General features: G+C 43.2%; 17 protein-coding genes. 12 read left to right on the top strand and 5 right to left on the bottom strand.

The features are described 5' to 3' along the window. Nucleotides 1-14: 14 nt before the first annotated feature. The gene (locus tag NF865_RS04275; protein ID WP_253305537.1) at nucleotides 15-977 is read right to left on the bottom strand and encodes an inorganic phosphate transporter; all 963 of its coding nucleotides are present in this window, start codon (nucleotides 975-977) and stop codon (nucleotides 15-17) included. 250 nt (nucleotides 978-1,227) lie between these two features. Between NF865_RS04275 and NF865_RS04270 the strand changes: the two genes are divergently transcribed. From NF865_RS04270 to NF865_RS04230, 9 genes are all read left to right on the top strand, one after another. Beyond that, nucleotides 1,228-1,785 (top strand): pyruvate/ketoisovalerate ferredoxin oxidoreductase subunit gamma, encoded by a 558-nt coding sequence (locus NF865_RS04270; RefSeq protein ID WP_253305350.1) that lies wholly within the window; start codon nucleotides 1,228-1,230, stop codon nucleotides 1,783-1,785. 42 nt (nucleotides 1,786-1,827) lie between these two features. Continuing rightward, nucleotides 1,828-2,145 (top strand): 3-methyl-2-oxobutanoate dehydrogenase subunit delta, encoded by a 318-nt coding sequence (locus NF865_RS04265; RefSeq protein ID WP_253305349.1) that lies wholly within the window; start codon nucleotides 1,828-1,830, stop codon nucleotides 2,143-2,145. Between the two features lie 10 nt (nucleotides 2,146-2,155). Then, a complete protein-coding gene (gene porA / locus NF865_RS04260) occupies nucleotides 2,156-3,337 on the top strand; it encodes a pyruvate ferredoxin oxidoreductase (protein WP_253305348.1) in 1,182 nt (393 codons plus the stop codon). A 5-nt stretch (nucleotides 3,338-3,342) separates the two neighbouring features. Continuing rightward, nucleotides 3,343-4,278, top strand: a complete 936-nt coding sequence (locus tag NF865_RS04255; protein WP_253305347.1) for a 3-methyl-2-oxobutanoate dehydrogenase subunit beta — start codon at nucleotides 3,343-3,345, stop codon at nucleotides 4,276-4,278. Nucleotides 4,279-4,342: 64 nt separating this feature from the next. Beyond that, complete coding sequence (porD, locus tag NF865_RS04250; protein ID WP_253305346.1) at nucleotides 4,343-4,660, top strand: pyruvate synthase subunit PorD; 318 nt, start codon at nucleotides 4,343-4,345, stop codon at nucleotides 4,658-4,660. 10 nt (nucleotides 4,661-4,670) lie between these two features. Next, nucleotides 4,671-5,855, top strand: a complete 1,185-nt coding sequence (gene porA / locus NF865_RS04245; protein ID WP_253305345.1) for a pyruvate synthase subunit PorA — start codon at nucleotides 4,671-4,673, stop codon at nucleotides 5,853-5,855. 10 nt (nucleotides 5,856-5,865) lie between these two features. Continuing rightward, nucleotides 5,866-6,813: a pyruvate synthase subunit PorB gene (porB, locus tag NF865_RS04240; protein WP_253305344.1), complete on the top strand. Its 948-nt coding sequence runs from the start codon at nucleotides 5,866-5,868 to the stop codon at nucleotides 6,811-6,813. A 103-nt stretch (nucleotides 6,814-6,916) separates the two neighbouring features. Beyond that, nucleotides 6,917-7,798, top strand: a complete 882-nt coding sequence (locus NF865_RS04235; protein WP_253305343.1) for an Mrp/NBP35 family ATP-binding protein — start codon at nucleotides 6,917-6,919, stop codon at nucleotides 7,796-7,798. Nucleotides 7,799-7,911: 113 nt separating this feature from the next. Beyond that, nucleotides 7,912-9,249, top strand: coding sequence for a hypothetical protein (locus NF865_RS04230; protein WP_253305342.1), 1,338 nt, complete (start codon nucleotides 7,912-7,914; stop codon nucleotides 9,247-9,249). On the opposite strand, the gene NF865_RS04225 is transcribed toward NF865_RS04230, so the two are convergent. The 3 genes from NF865_RS04225 to NF865_RS04215 all read right to left on the bottom strand — a co-directional run bounded on the left by NF865_RS04225 (nucleotide 9,236) and on the right by NF865_RS04215 (nucleotide 10,941). Further along, complete coding sequence (locus NF865_RS04225) at nucleotides 9,236-9,964, bottom strand: DUF2110 family protein (protein WP_253305341.1); 729 nt, start codon at nucleotides 9,962-9,964, stop codon at nucleotides 9,236-9,238. The genes NF865_RS04230 and NF865_RS04225 overlap by 14 nt on opposite strands. A 36-nt stretch (nucleotides 9,965-10,000) precedes the next feature. Then, entirely contained in the window at nucleotides 10,001-10,516 is a 516-nt protein-coding gene (gene tfe / locus NF865_RS04220; RefSeq protein ID WP_253305340.1) for a transcription factor E, read from the bottom strand. A 143-nt stretch (nucleotides 10,517-10,659) separates the two neighbouring features. Then, nucleotides 10,660-10,941, bottom strand: a complete 282-nt coding sequence (locus tag NF865_RS04215; RefSeq protein WP_253305339.1) for a hypothetical protein — start codon at nucleotides 10,939-10,941, stop codon at nucleotides 10,660-10,662. Between the two features lie 147 nt (nucleotides 10,942-11,088). On the opposite strand from NF865_RS04215, the gene NF865_RS04210 reads away from it, so the two are divergent. The 3 genes from NF865_RS04210 to NF865_RS04200 are packed head-to-tail and all read left to right on the top strand — an operon-like array spanning nucleotide 11,089 to nucleotide 13,665. Further along, on the top strand, nucleotides 11,089-12,057 hold the full coding sequence (locus NF865_RS04210; protein ID WP_253305338.1) for an ABC transporter ATP-binding protein: 969 nt from the start codon (nucleotides 11,089-11,091) through the stop codon (nucleotides 12,055-12,057). After that, nucleotides 12,054-12,857, top strand: a complete 804-nt coding sequence (locus NF865_RS04205; RefSeq protein WP_253305337.1) for an ABC transporter permease — start codon at nucleotides 12,054-12,056, stop codon at nucleotides 12,855-12,857. Before NF865_RS04210 ends, NF865_RS04205 begins: the two co-directional genes overlap by 4 nt. Further along, nucleotides 12,844-13,665: an ABC transporter permease gene (locus tag NF865_RS04200; protein WP_253305336.1), complete on the top strand. Its 822-nt coding sequence runs from the start codon at nucleotides 12,844-12,846 to the stop codon at nucleotides 13,663-13,665. Before NF865_RS04205 ends, NF865_RS04200 begins: the two co-directional genes overlap by 14 nt. On the opposite strand, the gene NF865_RS04195 is transcribed toward NF865_RS04200, so the two are convergent. After that, on the bottom strand, nucleotides 13,662-14,540 hold the full coding sequence (locus NF865_RS04195; RefSeq protein ID WP_253305335.1) for an ADP-dependent ribose-1-phosphate kinase: 879 nt from the start codon (nucleotides 14,538-14,540) through the stop codon (nucleotides 13,662-13,664). The genes NF865_RS04200 and NF865_RS04195 overlap by 4 nt on opposite strands. Nucleotides 14,541-14,550: the final 10 nt, after the last annotated feature.

The following is a 14,550-nucleotide window of genomic DNA, read 5'->3' as shown; positions in this document are numbered from 1 at the left end:
CTTTATTTCCTTTTTTAAATTAATCCCGAGAACTGAAAGAGCTTGAAGATTCCGAGGGATAGCGCTATGCTAACCGTTGGCGTGGCAATCCATCCAAATGCTATCTCCCATATGACCTTCTTATCAACTCCTCTTCCTGTTACAAGACCCACTCCAGCAACTCCACCCACTATAGCTTGGCTTGAACTAACTGGGAGTCCAAACATGTTCGCCAAGCTAACTGCTATGGCGGATCCGAATTGAGCGGAAAAAGCTGATATGGGCCCAAGAGAAGTGATCTTTTTTCCGACGGTGTACATAACAGCGTAGCTGAAAGTTAAGGATCCTAAGGCTAAGCTTAAAGCCCCAAACATTCCCGCGGTTTTTGGGTCAAAGAAGCCTGCTCCAACGAGAATGCCAGTTGCATTTGCAACCTCGTTTGCTCCAAAGTTAAATGCCATGTATGATCCACCGAGAACGGCAAGCCATTTGTAAAGAAACTCAATTCTGCTTATGCTTTTGATGTTGTTTATTATTTTTCCATAAAACTTGAAGAGTATCAGAGAAAAGATTGCTGCCAAAATGGGAGAGAGCACCCACGCTCCGACTATTTTAATTAAAGTCGTCCATTTTATCGGTGCATTGGTTGCTATTCCCACTCCCACTACCCCACCAACTATGGCTTGGGTAGTAGACACTGGCAGCCCTTTTATAGTGGCTATCGTTACCCAAACGCCAGCCGCCAGAAGGGCTATTATAGCGATTTTAAGTGTCAAGTACTCGGGTGGAACAATGCCTTTGCCTATCGTTTTCATAACTTTGTATCCTTTTAGGTAAGCTCCAAGCATAACGAATATGGCTATTGTTAAAGTTGCCTGACGAAAGCTTAGCAACCCAGCACCTACTGCAGTCCCCATAGCGTTTGCGCTGTCGTTGGCGCCTATATTCCATGCTATGTAGAATGTAATTGCTATTGCCGCTATTGCTATTTCTTCCATGGTCTTCACCGTCTATATAGTCTATATAGGGGCTTAAGTGTTTAAAAAATTTGACCTTTGGGCTTTTTGATTTTATTTTACAAATGTAAAGACAAATTTCATGTCTGTTAATGTATTCTCTTATCCATCGGAATTGCTGTCTGTTCATTTTTACCCAAAGACAGATGCCGAAAGAGGCTTCTTGCCATACCGAAAACTAAATAAATGCACTATGAGAAATAATATCGACAAAACTTGGGAGGAAGAGACGATGATAGAGATTCGTTTTCACGGTAGAGGTGGACAAGGTGCAGTTACAGCCGCAAACATTCTAGCCGAAGCAGCTTTCTTAGAGGGCAAGTATGTCCAAGCATTCCCGTTCTTTGGTGTTGAAAGAAGAGGTGCTCCAGTTACAGCTTTTACAAGAATTGACGAGAAGCCAATTAGAATCAAGACACAGATTTATGAGCCAGATATTGTAGTTGTTCTTGACCCATCTCTCTTGGACACGGTTGACGTAACAGCCGGTCTAAAAGATGGAGGAATGGTAATTATAAACACCGAAAAGAGCAAGGAAGAAGTTCTTGAGAAGCTCAAAAAGAAGCCAGCTAAATTGGCACTTGTTGACGCTACAACAATAGCCCTTGAGATCCTTGGTCTGCCGATTACAAACACATCAATTCTTGGTGCCGTTGCAAAAGCAACAGGTATAGTTAAGATAGAGAGCGTTGAGAAGGCTATCAAGGAGACCTTCTCAGGAGAACTCGGTGAAAAGAACGCTAAGGCTGCAAGAGAAGCCTTCGAGAAGACTGTTGTTTACGAGCTTTGATTTTTCCTTCCTTTAAAATCCATTTATAAGGGGTGAAACATCTTGAACACCTTATTCGGGGAGAAGAAGGCGAAAGCTGAAAAACTGGTATTTAAATCTGTTGATGAATATCCAGAAGCTCCAATAACACTAGGGACTACACTATTAAACTTCACAGGCGACTGGAGAACTTTCATGCCAGTTGTCGATGAGAGCAAGTGTATAAGGTGCTACATCTGCTGGAAATTCTGTCCAGAACCGGCAATATACATCAAAGAAGATGGACACGTAGCAATAGATTACGACTATTGTAAGGGCTGTGGAATCTGTGCAAACGAGTGCCCAACTAAGGCAATAACTATGGTGAGAGAAGAGAAGTGAGGTGATATAAATGCCAAAGAAAGTTGTGAGTGGTAATTATGCGGCTGCTTATGCTGTTAAACATGCTAGAGTTGAAGTTGTAGCTGCTTATCCTATCACTCCTCAGACTTCAATTATTGAGAAAATTGCTGAGTTCATAGCTAATGGAGAAGTTGAAAACCTCCAATATGTTCCTGTAGAGAGTGAGCATTCCGCAATGGCTGCCTGTATAGGTGCCTCAGCTACTGGTGCGAGAACTTTTACTGCAACTTCAGCCCAGGGTCTTGCTTTAATGCACGAGATGCTCCACTGGGCTGCTGGAGCAAGGCTTCCAATAGTCATGGTTGACGTTAACAGAGCAATGGCTCCCCCATGGAGTGTCTGGGATGATCAAACTGACTCTTTATCTCAGAGAGATACCGGATGGTTGCAGTTCTATGCTGAGAACAACCAAGAGGTTTACGATGGAGTGCTAATGGCATTTAAGATTGCAGAGCACGAGAAAGTTAATCTCCCAGTCATGATAGTTGAGAGCGCATTTATCTTGAGCCACACTTACGATGTAGTTGACATGCCAGAGCAGGAAGAAATAGATGAGTTCCTCCCACCAAGAAAGCCCTTATACACACTCACTGACTTCGAGAACCCATTCTCCGTTGGTGCTTTAGGAACTCCAGCCGACTATTACGAGTTCAGATACAAGATAGCTAAAGCAATGGAAGAAGCAAAGAAAGTCATCAAAGAGGTTGGAAAAGAGTATGGCGAGAGATTCGGAAGAGATTACAGCCAGATGATAGAGCTATACAGAACTGACGATGCTGAGATAGTGTTCATGGGAATGGGCTCTCTTATGGGAACTGTGAAAGAAGCAGTTGACATACTAAGAAGCGAGGGATACAAGGTCGGTGCTGCAAAGGTGAGATGGTTCAGGCCGTTCCCAAGGGAGGAGCTCTATGAATTAGCAAAGAACGTCGAGGGAATAGCGGTTCTTGACAGAAACTTCTCATTTGGACAAGAGGGAATCCTCTTCAATGAGGCTAAGGGTGTTCTGTACAACACCGATGCAAGGCCAATAATGAAGAACTACATCGTTGGACTCGGTGGAAGAGACCTAACCGTAAACGACGTAAAAGCAATAGCCAAGAATATGAAAGAGATAATTGAAAAAGGCAAGCTTGATAGAGAAATCGAATGGTACCACTTGAAGAGGTGACAAAAATGGAGCTTCCTGCTGATGTTAAGAAAAAATTGACCTTACCATTTGAAGAGCACTTTTACGCTGGGCATACTGCCTGTCAGGGCTGTGGTGCAGCCCTAGGATTAAGATACGTCCTTAAGGCATACGGAGGAAAAGCAATCTTCACTATTCCTGCATGTTGTTCCACGATCATAGCTGGTCCATGGCCATACACGGCTTTAAATGCTCCTCTCTTCCACACAGCATTTGAGACAACGGGTGCAGTAATTAGCGGTATTGAGGCTGCTCTGAAAGCAAAGGGATACAAGGTAAAGGGTGAAGATGGCATAATGGTCGTTGGATGGGCAGGAGATGGTGGTACAGCGGACATAGGTCTCCAAGCCCTAAGCGGTTTCCTTGAAAGAGGACACGACGCTCTCTACATCATGTATGATAACGAGGCTTACATGAACACGGGTATTCAGAGGTCTTCATCCACTCCTTACGGAGCATGGACAACTAACACACCAGGTGGAAAGAAGCACTTCCTTGAGCAGAGACCAAAGAAAAAGGTTATTGACATTGTCATAGCCCACAAACCAGCCTATGCAGCAACTGCAAGCGTTGCCTATCCAGAGGACTTCATGAGAAAGCTCAAAAAGGCTCAAACAATTAAGGGTCCTGCTTTCATTCAGCTATTCGCACCGTGCCCAACTGGATGGAGAAGCCCAACGGACAAGACCATAGAGATTGCTCGCCTAGCAGTCCAAACAGCATATTTCCCACTGTTTGAATATGAAAACGGAAAGTACAAGATAAACATGCCCTCACCAAACAAAGAGCCAAAGCCTCTGGAGGAGTTTCTTAAGCTCCAGGGAAGATTCAAATACATGACAAAGGAAGACATAGAGACACTCCAAGAATGGGTGCTCAGAGAGTGGGAAGAGCTTAAAAAGAAGGCCGAGGTTTTCGGCTAATTTTTTAATTTCCTTTGCGAAAAGTTTAAAGAAAAAGGGGGATAATTCACTCGGGGTGGTATGTATGGCGGAAAGTCCATTCAAAGCTGATATTGAAAGAGTCCAAAAGGAGTATAGCGAAAAAATGACACCTGGTGCAATAGTTTACATTCCCGGAAGCAGCGTTGTGAACAAGACCGGCGGCTGGAGAGTTTTTAGACCACAGTTTAACAAGGATAAATGTGTTAGATGTTTCATGTGCTACACTCTCTGTCCAGAGCCAGCAATTTATCTCGACGAGGAGGGCTATCCGGTGTTTGATTACGACTATTGTAAGGGTTGTGGAATCTGCGCAAATGAATGCCCAACCAAGGCAATTGAAATGGTTAGGGAATCTAAGTGAGGTGGTATAAATGCCTATGAGAAAAGTTATGAAAGGTAATGAAGCTGCAGCTTGGGCAGCCAAGCTTGCAAGGCCAAAGGTAGTCGCTGCATTTCCAATTACACCATCAACACTCGTTCCTGAAAAGATCAGCGAATTCGTTGCCAACGGAGAGATGGATGCCGAATTTATAAAAGTTGAAAGCGAACACTCTGCAATTTCTGCATGTGTTGGTGCTTCAGCTGCGGGAGTTAGAACCTTCACAGCAACAGCTTCACAAGGTCTTGCTTTAATGCACGAAATTCTCTTCATAGCCGCTGGAATGAGGCTTCCAATTGTAATGGCAATTGGTAACAGAGCTTTGAGCGCTCCAATTAACATCTGGAACGACTGGCAAGATACAATAAGCGAGAGAGACACTGGCTGGTTGCAGTTCTATGCTGAGAACAACCAAGAGGCACTCGATTTAATATTGATTGCATTCAAAGTTGCCGAAGATGAAAGAGTTCTCCTTCCAGCAATGGTAGGTTTCGATGCATTCATCCTAACCCACACAGTCGAGCCAGTTGAAATACCAGATCAAGAAGTAGTTGATGAGTTCCTTGGAGAGTACGTACCCAAGCACGCCTATCTCGACCCAGCCAGACCAATCACACAAGGTTCCCTTGGATTCCCAGCTCACTATATGGAGGCAAGATACAAGGTATGGGAAGCCATGGAGAACGCAAGAGAAGTAATCAAGGAAGTCTTTGACGAGTTCGAGAAGAAGTTCGGAAGAAGATACCACATGATTGAAGAGTACAGAACAGATGATGCTGAAATAATCCTTCTCACAATGGGTTCACTCGCTGGAACACTCAAGGAGTTCGTAGACAAGAAGAGAGAAGAAGGCGTAAAGATCGGAGCCGCAAAGATGACAGTTTACAGGCCATTCCCAATTGAGGAACTTAAGGCTTTGGCCAAGAAGACAAAGGTTCTTGCAATTCTTGAAAAGGACGTAAGCTTTGGAATAGGTGGAGCAGTCTTTACAGATGCAAGCAGAGTACTCGTAAACGAGAAGGAGAAGCCAATACTACTTGACTTCATAGTGGGCCTTGGTGGAAGAGACGTTACTTTCGGGCAACTCGAAGAGGTCGTTGAAATTTCAAAGAAGGCACTTGAGGGAGAGAAAGTTGAGGAAGTCCACTGGATAGGATTGAGGAAGGAGATTTTGTGAGGTGATTATGATGGCCGTTAGGAAGCCCCCTATCACAACTCGCGAATACTGGGCACCTGGTCATGCTGCATGTGCTGGATGTGGTCCTGCAATAGTAATGAAGCTTGCCACAAAGGCATTTAGCGAAGCCATGGAAGAAAAATATGGTGACCCAAACGCTTTCGCTATAGCCCATGCTACAGGATGTATGGAAGTCGTTTCTGCAGTATTCCCATACACCGCTTGGAAAGCCCCATGGGTACACGTGGCTTTTGAAAACGCTGCAGCCGTAGCGAGCGGTATTGAAGCAGCGTGGAAGAAGCTCGGCAGGAAAGGAAAGATCCTCGCTATTGGTGGAGATGGTGGTACAGCAGATATAGGTCTCCAAGCACTTTCTGGAATGCTTGAGAGAAGGCACAACGTGGTTTACCTCATGTATGATAACGAGGCTTACATGAACACGGGTATTCAGAGGTCTTCATCCACTCCTTACGGAGCATGGACAACCACATCACCCCCAGGAAAGTACTCAATTGGTGAAGACAAGCCAAAGAAGTGGGTTGCCCTTATAGCTGCGGCTCACCAAGTTCCATATGTCGCAACAGCAAGCATTGGAGACCCCTATGACTTCTACAGGAAGATGAAGAAAGCTGCAAGCGTTGACGGACCAGCATTCGTTCAGGTATTAGCTCCATGTGTTCCAGGATGGAGAATTCCACCAGAGAAGACAATAGAGGTTGCCAAATTGGCAATTGAAACTGGTCTCTGGCCACTTTTTGAAATCGAAAATGGAGACTTCCACAACATAAAGTTCCAGAGATTCCCCAAGGACGGAAAGTTCAAGAGACCAATTGAAGACTACCTCAAGCTACAGGGAAGATTTAAGCACCTCTTCAAGAGGCCAGAAGCTATTCAAGAGCTCAAGAACCAGATAAAAGAACTATGGAGAATTCTCGGCAAAGAAGTAGAACTTCCATGAATTTCCCTTCTCTTTTTTGTTACTCATTTTTGTGTAATGTTGTGTAAACTATGGGCAAAGCTTATAAGCTTTTTTAGACCAGCCTAAACCAGAGGTGATAAAAATGACAATAAAAACTCCACCTAATTTTAACGTGCCCGGGTTGGGAGTTGATCCCCTTACTCAGAGAATAAAGGAGAAAGAGAAGGAGTGGAAATATAAAATAGCAGTCTTAAGCGGAAAAGGAGGCGTTGGAAAATCCACAGTTGCTGTGAACCTAGCAACAGCCCTTGCAAAGCAGGGTTATTTCGTAGGTATCCTAGATGCTGATGTTCACGGCCCAAACGTTGCAAAAATGCTTGGCGTTGAAAAAGCCGATGTTCTGGCAGAGAAGTTTGAAGATGGTCATTTTGAAATGATGCCCCCGATGAATGACTTCTCAGGCCAGACAACTCCGATTAAAGTTATGAGCATGGGGTTTATGGTTCCTGAGGATCAGCCAATAGTATGGAGGGGCCCGTTAGTCACAAAAGCCATTAAACAGCTCCTCGGAGACGTCAAGTGGGGAAGCTTAGATTTTATGATAGTGGACTTTCCTCCGGGAACCGGAGACCAGATTTTAACCGTTACCCAGACAATACAGCTTGATGCCGCTATAATAGTTACCACTCCTCAAGAAGTAGCATTGCTCGATACTGGTAAAGCTGTGAACATGATGAAACAGATGAACGTTCCTTACATAGGAGTTATTGAAAATATGAGCTATCTTATATGCCCCCACTGCGGAAACAAGATAGATATCTTTGGAGAAGGCGGCGGGGAAAAGCTAGCGAAGAAGGAAGGAGTTGACTTCCTTGGAAAGATCCCCATAGACCTAAAGGCGAGAGAAGCGAGTGATAAGGGTATACCGATAGTTCTCTACGAAGACACTCCGGCTGCAAAAGCATTTATGGAGATCTCTCAAAAGCTCCTAGCAAAACTGGAAGAGCTAAAAGAAAAAGAGTAAAATTTAAATCTCCTTTCTGGATTATTACCTATCGATGCGCGGCTGAGATCGGCATAGGCCGAAACTGTGATGCCGCGCTGGACCTGGCTACATAATTTTATTTGGTGGGGAAGATGAAGAAACTTTTAATTATGGCACTCTTCATAATGCTTCCTCTTGCTTCTGCGTCTCAATTAGAGTTCTATCCTAGTAAAAACGCCTTTGAGGAGTTCTTATTTGATGGAAGAACGTACCATGTAGTTCCTGGAGAAAGTGAATATTCCCAAGCGTGGGGATGGTATATTGACGAAAAGCTCTCCCGGTTTAAGGATAGGGGGAATGAAGTGCTTGTTCTCGTTGGGAACGTATATGACAATCCAGAAATGAAAAAGTTATGGGGTTTAACGGGATTACCTCCAGAGGCTTCTTTGAAGCCAATGGTCATAGTTCTTGACGAAGTTGTGTTCTTTACCGGAGACGAAAAGAGCATGTATCTCATAGAGAACGCGTTTTCTTCGTACTATAGGTTTAGCGACAGAGAAGTTTATATCTTCTTATCCATGGGCGCTGTTTTAACTATTTTCTTTGTGTTTTTGTTCTCTAGACATGGCAACTATACTCACTTTTTTTATTTCCTTGTGGTTTCCATCTTTGCACTTTGGATTCCAAACACAATACCTCTCACTATTGGAGAGGACTTCCTTAGAACCACTTTTCAAAATGCTCTGCTGGGACGTAAGGATACTCTGCTTTCTTTTGCTCTTGGTTCTTACTTCCGTCTTTACTCTCCAACGGAAGAAGCTCTTCTCGTTCTCCACTTCTTCCTCATTTTCTTGACATCCACATTAATGTTCTTTGCAGCACCAAAACCCTATAGAGAATTTGGCTTCCTAATTTTTGGGCTTGTCTTCTCGTCGCCCTCTTTTAGGAGTTCTATTGCAGATGTTTCCACGAACATTGGTATGTTTTTTGTAGTACTCGTTGCGGCACTTACGATAAATATGAAATTCACGGAAGATATTCCTAAAACAATCGTGCAGGTATTTCTCCTCTCGCTTATCGTTGCAGTGGGCAGTTTAGTGTGGCCTTATCTGATTGTCTTTCCTCTTTTCACGTTTTTTGTACTCCCAACAAAGTCTATAAGAAACTTCCTTTACCTTGGGCTGAGTACTGTTTTCTTTATTTTGGGCATAAGCGTTTTCTCAATTCCGAATTTTTCTCTATCCCTTGATCTGAACCCTATCTTTGTCTTACTGAAAGAAGGAGTTCTCCAACTGATTCTGATTTTCTACTTGCTGTTCAACTTCAGAAGATCTTTGTTAAATATGAGGGGAGGAAAAGCCCTGTTTTTCTGGCTCCTAATTGCATTCCTTCCAATATTGGTTTATTCCCCACAGTGCCTTCCAATGGTTCAATACCTCTCAGCCGCTCTTGCAGTTAGAATGATATGCGAGTTCCCTACTCAAACTTAATTGCTCCAAACACTGCAGCTTTTAAGTAAGGCCCTATTTCCTTGATTATTCCCGGAGCCTGTGTGCCTTTCTTGAGCACTAGGAGGGTTTCCATAAGCCCAAGCTCTTCGAGCCTCTTCACGTCCCTTGAGTGCCCGGTCTCTATCAAGGCTTCCTCGACTTTTTCACTTATTGTGCCTGCAATGAATATCTTGTCGTATCCATCACTTGTCCACTTTTTTATTTGTTTTAGCTGTCTTTCGGTGAATCTTCCTTCCATTTCTCTAGTGCCAAATTCTACTTTTACGATTTCCAGTTCAACGGGAATGTTGTCTATCCATCCGAACTCCCTTATGAGCTGTCTAACTGGTTTGTCTCCAAAGGTGGACTTGAGATAATAAAGGGGTATCAAAACGTCCTTTGGAGCTGGTGAGAATACCCCAATATCAACGTAGACCCCATACCCGACCTTTCCAAGGTCACTAAATCGTCCCCTATATACGTCTCCTTCTTTTACATTGCTCAGCTTGTATGGGATTTCCCCAAATTCTTCTCTTATAAGGTTTGCAGAAACTTCCTCGTCCTCTCCTTCCAAGGTTATTTTGGCCCACTGTTTTTGAGTAATTCCTATCTTCCATGAGACTTCCAATTCCCCTATAAGAGATTTAAGCTTCTTATTGAGCTTTTCAAAGCCACTTCTATCTCCGTATATCTTCTCAGGAATAACAATTTCCATGTTATCATCCCCGCAGTTCATTAAATTAGTCCAGAATCACGCTGTTATTCCGAGCTCCTTTTCGAGTTTTTTAATTTTTTCTTGGAGCTCTTTAACTATTTCGCTGTTGTCATACTGCATGAGCATTTCTCCACACAACGGGCATCTGAATTCGTAGTCCATTGCCTCATCAAACGTTAATCTTGGATGACCAGGGGTTCCGCAGTGGTAGTAAACCTCTTTGGTCTCTTCCTCGAGCATTTCTTTGAGTTTTTTGAGCTCTTGCATTTTTTTGGCTTTTATAATCTCGGGCAGCCTTTTTGTTTCAAGACGCCAATAGTAATAGTACCATCCGGTGTCCTTGTCTCTAACTCTCCTAAACTCTGCAAGCTGGTTATCGTAGAGGGCATATAGAATTTTGCGAACAGTATTCACTCTTATCCCTGTCATTTCTGCAATCTCTTCATCAGTTGCTTCTTTCTTTTTTTCAAGAGCCTTGATTACCTTAATAGCTTCTTCTCCTCCTATCTCCTCTGCGAATTCTAGGAGTTCTTTGTTTTTCTTTCTGGCCATAGTAAAACCTCCAAGTTTTTGGATTCTATCTTAAAAATTGATTCGTGAAACGCTGTATGTTCATCCAATTATATGTTAGGATGTCATAGTATATATAGGTTTTTGTCAAAAAAAGAAGTCTAATGTACAGAAAAAGACTTCAACTATTCTTTAAAATACTCATCAACAAGCTCTTTTGCAGAGGGTTTATAGAGCTCAAGAATCTGGATATCCTCTATAACGTTTCCCTCTTTAAGTTTAAGCTTAACTTTACCCCCATAAACTTGGAGATCAAGAAGCCCGTATATTGCGTCCTCTGCTTCCAAAGGAGTTTTAAACTTCATTATATACTCGCCGCTTTCATCTATGAGCTTCACCCAGTATTCGTTTTTTCTCTTAAAAGGGCGAGTAACTTTTGGTTTGAACTTCTCAATTATTATTTCCAATGAAGTCACCTCCATGAAATAGTTGCTCTATAAGCCCTTTTGTAGTCCTTTTATGGTTTATCTTTGTTACCATTTTTAAGCCTTTGCATAATTAAAAGCCATTACTTTTATGTACTCTTCTCAGCATAAATGATTTAGGGAAGAGTCATGTATGCAGTTGAGGTCTTTAATTTGAAGAAAAGATATCCTAAAAAGATTCCTCTCCCCTTAAGAAAGGTAGAATGGGTCGAAGCTGTTAAAGGCATCACCTTTAAGGTTAAAAAAGGAGAGCTTTTTGGACTTCTTGGACCTAATGGAGCTGGTAAAACCACCACAATAAAAATGCTTACCACTTTGCTTGAGCCCACCGAAGGAGAGGCAAGAATTCTTGGATACGACATACGAAAGGATGCAAGAGAGATCAGAAAGAGGATAAACCTCGTGGCAGAAGGAGAAAGGACTCTGTACTGGCGCTTGAGTGCATACGAGAACTTAAAATATTTTGCAAGGATTTACTATGTTCCCAAGAGAGAAGAAAAAGAAAGAATTGAAAAGCTCCTTAAGCTGGTTGGGCTGTGGGAGAGAAAAGACGACCTCGTTATGAACTACTCACGAGGAATGAAGCAGAGACTGGCTATAGCGAAAGCTCTGATAAACGACCCGGAAGTTCTGTTTTTGGACGAGCCTACTCTGGGCTTAGATGTGCAGAGCTCTGTATTCGTTAGGGAGTTCATAAGAAAGCTCGTTGACGAAAAGGGCAAAACTATTCTCCTAACTACCCACTATATGGTTGAAGCAGAGCAGCTTTGTGATAGGATAGCCATAATAGACCACGGCAGGATTATAGCTCTAGATACTCCAGATGGTCTTAAAAAGCTCGTTAGGGATGAAGATACTGTTGAGATACGCCTTAAGGGAAAGGTCACTTTTGATGATTTGCCTTGGAGAATGGCAGTTGTCAACGAGGATTCCGAAAGAGGAATTATAACTCTGAGGGGTCAAGTAGATGAAGAAGACCTTCCTAAGCTGGTTGAATGGCTTGTAAAGAGGGGAGCGAAAATAATAAGTGTAGAGCAGAAGGAGCCGACCCTTGAAGACGTTTTTATAAAGCTCACCGGCAGGGGGTTGAGAGATTGATACTGCTGGCTGTAATAGAGAAGGAGTTTAGAATGTTTTTCAGGTATCCTTTAAGAGTTGTAAGCTCCATCCTAGTTGGCTTGGTTTTTCTCCTTCAGTTCGTCTTCTTTGGGCAGGCAGTTCTTGGAGGCAGGTATTCCCAACTGCTCGCCGCTTCTACGGGAATGGGTGATTATCCAACGTATGCCTTGATTGGCTACGTTTTATGGTGGGTCTCAGTTTCACCTATGGAGGCTTACGTCTGGGGCGTGAGGAGAGAGCTCCAGAGAGGAACTTTTGAAATGAACGTCCTTTCTTCAGCCAGGATTTTAGAACTGCTTTTCGGATTAGCGGTTAGCTGGCTTTTAATGGACTCCGTCCTTATGGGAGTTGTCTTTGCAATTGGTGCCCTAATATTTGATATTCCCATTACAATCTCGGTAGTCTTGAGGTCTGTTCCAGTTATTGTAGCATCGCTCTTTGCGTTTTTGGGATTTGGGCTAATATTTGCAGGTCTTGTTATGCTTTTAAAGAACATAGGACCTTTTGCCCAGATATTTGAGTTCTCAATGCTCTTCTTCTCTGGGGTGTTCTTCCCCCTTAGTGTAATGCCCAAATGGCTCTTTGCATTTTCAAAGATATTTCCGTTAACTCATGCTGCTTCTGCGGTAAGAGCTATTTTCGTGGGAAAAGCATATGCAGAAATACAGGGCGAAATAATATGGCTTCTCTTTTTGATTCCCTTTTACTGGATAATCGGATACATTCTTTTTAAATGGGCGGAGAAAATAACCCGGGTGGTTGGATATGGAGGTTATTAACGAGCTTAGGGCACTTTACGGTGTTGCTGTCAAGAGCTGGAAGATCTTTTTGAGCTATAGAGTATGGTTCATTAGTGATGTTATGTTAGGTTTCTTTTTTGTCGGTCAGGCCTTGTTGATAGGGATAGGTCTTACCGGAGAGAGAAACTCCCCCGCGCTTCAGCGTCTCACGGGGTACTCAGACTACGTAACCTTTGCCGTGCTGGGGTTTATGGTGTTGGGCTTTGGATTGACTTTTCTTAGTGGCTTCGTATGGAGCGTTGTTGATGAGCTCTATGCTGGAACTCTCGAATATTCTTTTGCAGCGCCAATAAGGAGGCTGACCTTCTTTATGGGCAACGTGCTTACTCGAATTTTCTTGTCTCTCATCTATATGTCCATTTACATTCCCCTTTTCGTTGTGATATTTGATGTCCACTTCGACTTCATTAACTTCATTAAAGCCCTTCCAGTACTATTTATGGGCACTGTAGGGATGATAGGTATGGGAATGGCAGCTGCGGGCATCGTTCTCTATTTGAAGGACCCGGGACCTTTCATAACGATTCTCGAAATGCTGGTCTTTGCCCTAAGCGGTGCGATGTATCCGATTTCAATCCTGCCCAGGGGACTGCAGATAATGGCAAAGATTTTTCCCTATGCTCCAACAAGTGATGCCGTAAGAAAAGTCGTTGCCTACGGGTATGCAAAAGCCTCTGGGGAGATTTTATACCTCATTTTTCTTTCAACAGTCTATGCCTTGCTGGGGTATCTAAGTTATAAATGGAGCGAAAACCAGGCAAGAACAATTGGTTTGAAGAGCTATTAGAAGGGCAAGCCCAAATTCAGTTCTTCTGCTATTTTTTTAATTTCTTCCAGAGGAATTATCGCACTTCTTGCACCCACTTTCTGCACTGTGAGATACGCTAACAGGGTTCCGAGCTTTGCTGCATCTTTCAGCTCCCATCCTTTGAGAACTCCGTAGATGAACCCAGCGTCGAATGCATCCCCTGCTCCGGTAGAGTCTACTACTTCAGCGCTAAGCCCTCTAACTTCGAAAACTTTTCCCTTCTCATCTCTAACCATTGCGCCTCCGCCGTTTAGGGTTACAATGACGTTTTTAGCCCTAACATCGTGGATTTTCTCCAAGCTTCCATACTTTCGTTTGAACTCATCCTCGTTCATTAGTAAGTATGTTATCTTGTCTTCAACAGAGCTTGGCACTTCCGCCTCTCCTATGTCAAGCGAAATGGAAATTCCGTTCTCAAAGGCAAAGTTAACGGTCTTTTCAATGAGCTCTTTGGGGTTGGAGGACATATGGACGTGCCTTGCCTTTGAAAGGTAATCGAAATCGACATCTCTATAGGCATTAGCACCGAGATGCTTCACTATCCTCTTGTCTTCGCCCTTTATTAAGGAAACAGCGATTCCAGAATGCTCATTGACAACTTTAATACCTCCAACATCAACTCCAATTTTCTTGAAATACTGTATGTGTGCCTCGCCAATCTCGTCATTACCTACAGCCCCGATAAATCCTACCTTAACTCCCATATGTGCCAACCAAGAAGCGGTATTGCCCGCAGCTCCCCCCAATCCAAAGTGAGCTTTCTTTGCAATTACCTTCTCATGAAACTCAGGAAATCTCTCAACGAGAAGGGTTATATCATAGTTGAGATTACCAATTGCCACTACATCGAACATTCTTTCACCT

Source organism: Thermococcus aggregans, from assembly GCF_024022995.1.
Taxonomy (GTDB): Archaea; Methanobacteriota_B; Thermococci; order Thermococcales; family Thermococcaceae; genus Thermococcus_A; species Thermococcus_A aggregans.
Note: the sequence above shows the minus strand (reverse complement) of the source record. Positions and strands in the feature narration are given on the sequence as shown.

What these genes read in the sequence shown, in the direction of transcription:
- NF865_RS04275 (WP_253305537.1), bottom strand. Translation starts at nt 977, where the DNA reads ATGGAAGAAATAGCAATAGCGGCAATAGCAATTACATTCTACATAGCA.
- NF865_RS04270 (WP_253305350.1), top strand. Translation starts at nt 1,228, where the DNA reads ATGATAGAGATTCGTTTTCACGGTAGAGGTGGACAAGGTGCAGTTACA.
- porA (WP_253305348.1), top strand. Translation starts at nt 2,156, where the DNA reads ATGCCAAAGAAAGTTGTGAGTGGTAATTATGCGGCTGCTTATGCTGTT.
- NF865_RS04255 (WP_253305347.1), top strand. Translation starts at nt 3,343, where the DNA reads ATGGAGCTTCCTGCTGATGTTAAGAAAAAATTGACCTTACCATTTGAA.
- porD (WP_253305346.1), top strand. Translation starts at nt 4,343, where the DNA reads ATGGCGGAAAGTCCATTCAAAGCTGATATTGAAAGAGTCCAAAAGGAG.
- porA (WP_253305345.1), top strand. Translation starts at nt 4,671, where the DNA reads ATGCCTATGAGAAAAGTTATGAAAGGTAATGAAGCTGCAGCTTGGGCA.
- porB (WP_253305344.1), top strand. Translation starts at nt 5,866, where the DNA reads ATGGCCGTTAGGAAGCCCCCTATCACAACTCGCGAATACTGGGCACCT.
- NF865_RS04235 (WP_253305343.1), top strand. Translation starts at nt 6,917, where the DNA reads ATGACAATAAAAACTCCACCTAATTTTAACGTGCCCGGGTTGGGAGTT.
- NF865_RS04230 (WP_253305342.1), top strand. Translation starts at nt 7,912, where the DNA reads ATGAAGAAACTTTTAATTATGGCACTCTTCATAATGCTTCCTCTTGCT.
- NF865_RS04225 (WP_253305341.1), bottom strand. Translation starts at nt 9,964, where the DNA reads ATGGAAATTGTTATTCCTGAGAAGATATACGGAGATAGAAGTGGCTTT.
- tfe (WP_253305340.1), bottom strand. Translation starts at nt 10,516, where the DNA reads ATGGCCAGAAAGAAAAACAAAGAACTCCTAGAATTCGCAGAGGAGATA.
- NF865_RS04210 (WP_253305338.1), top strand. Translation starts at nt 11,089, where the DNA reads ATGTATGCAGTTGAGGTCTTTAATTTGAAGAAAAGATATCCTAAAAAG.
- NF865_RS04200 (WP_253305336.1), top strand. Translation starts at nt 12,844, where the DNA reads ATGGAGGTTATTAACGAGCTTAGGGCACTTTACGGTGTTGCTGTCAAG.
- NF865_RS04195 (WP_253305335.1), bottom strand. Translation starts at nt 14,540, where the DNA reads ATGTTCGATGTAGTGGCAATTGGTAATCTCAACTATGATATAACCCTT.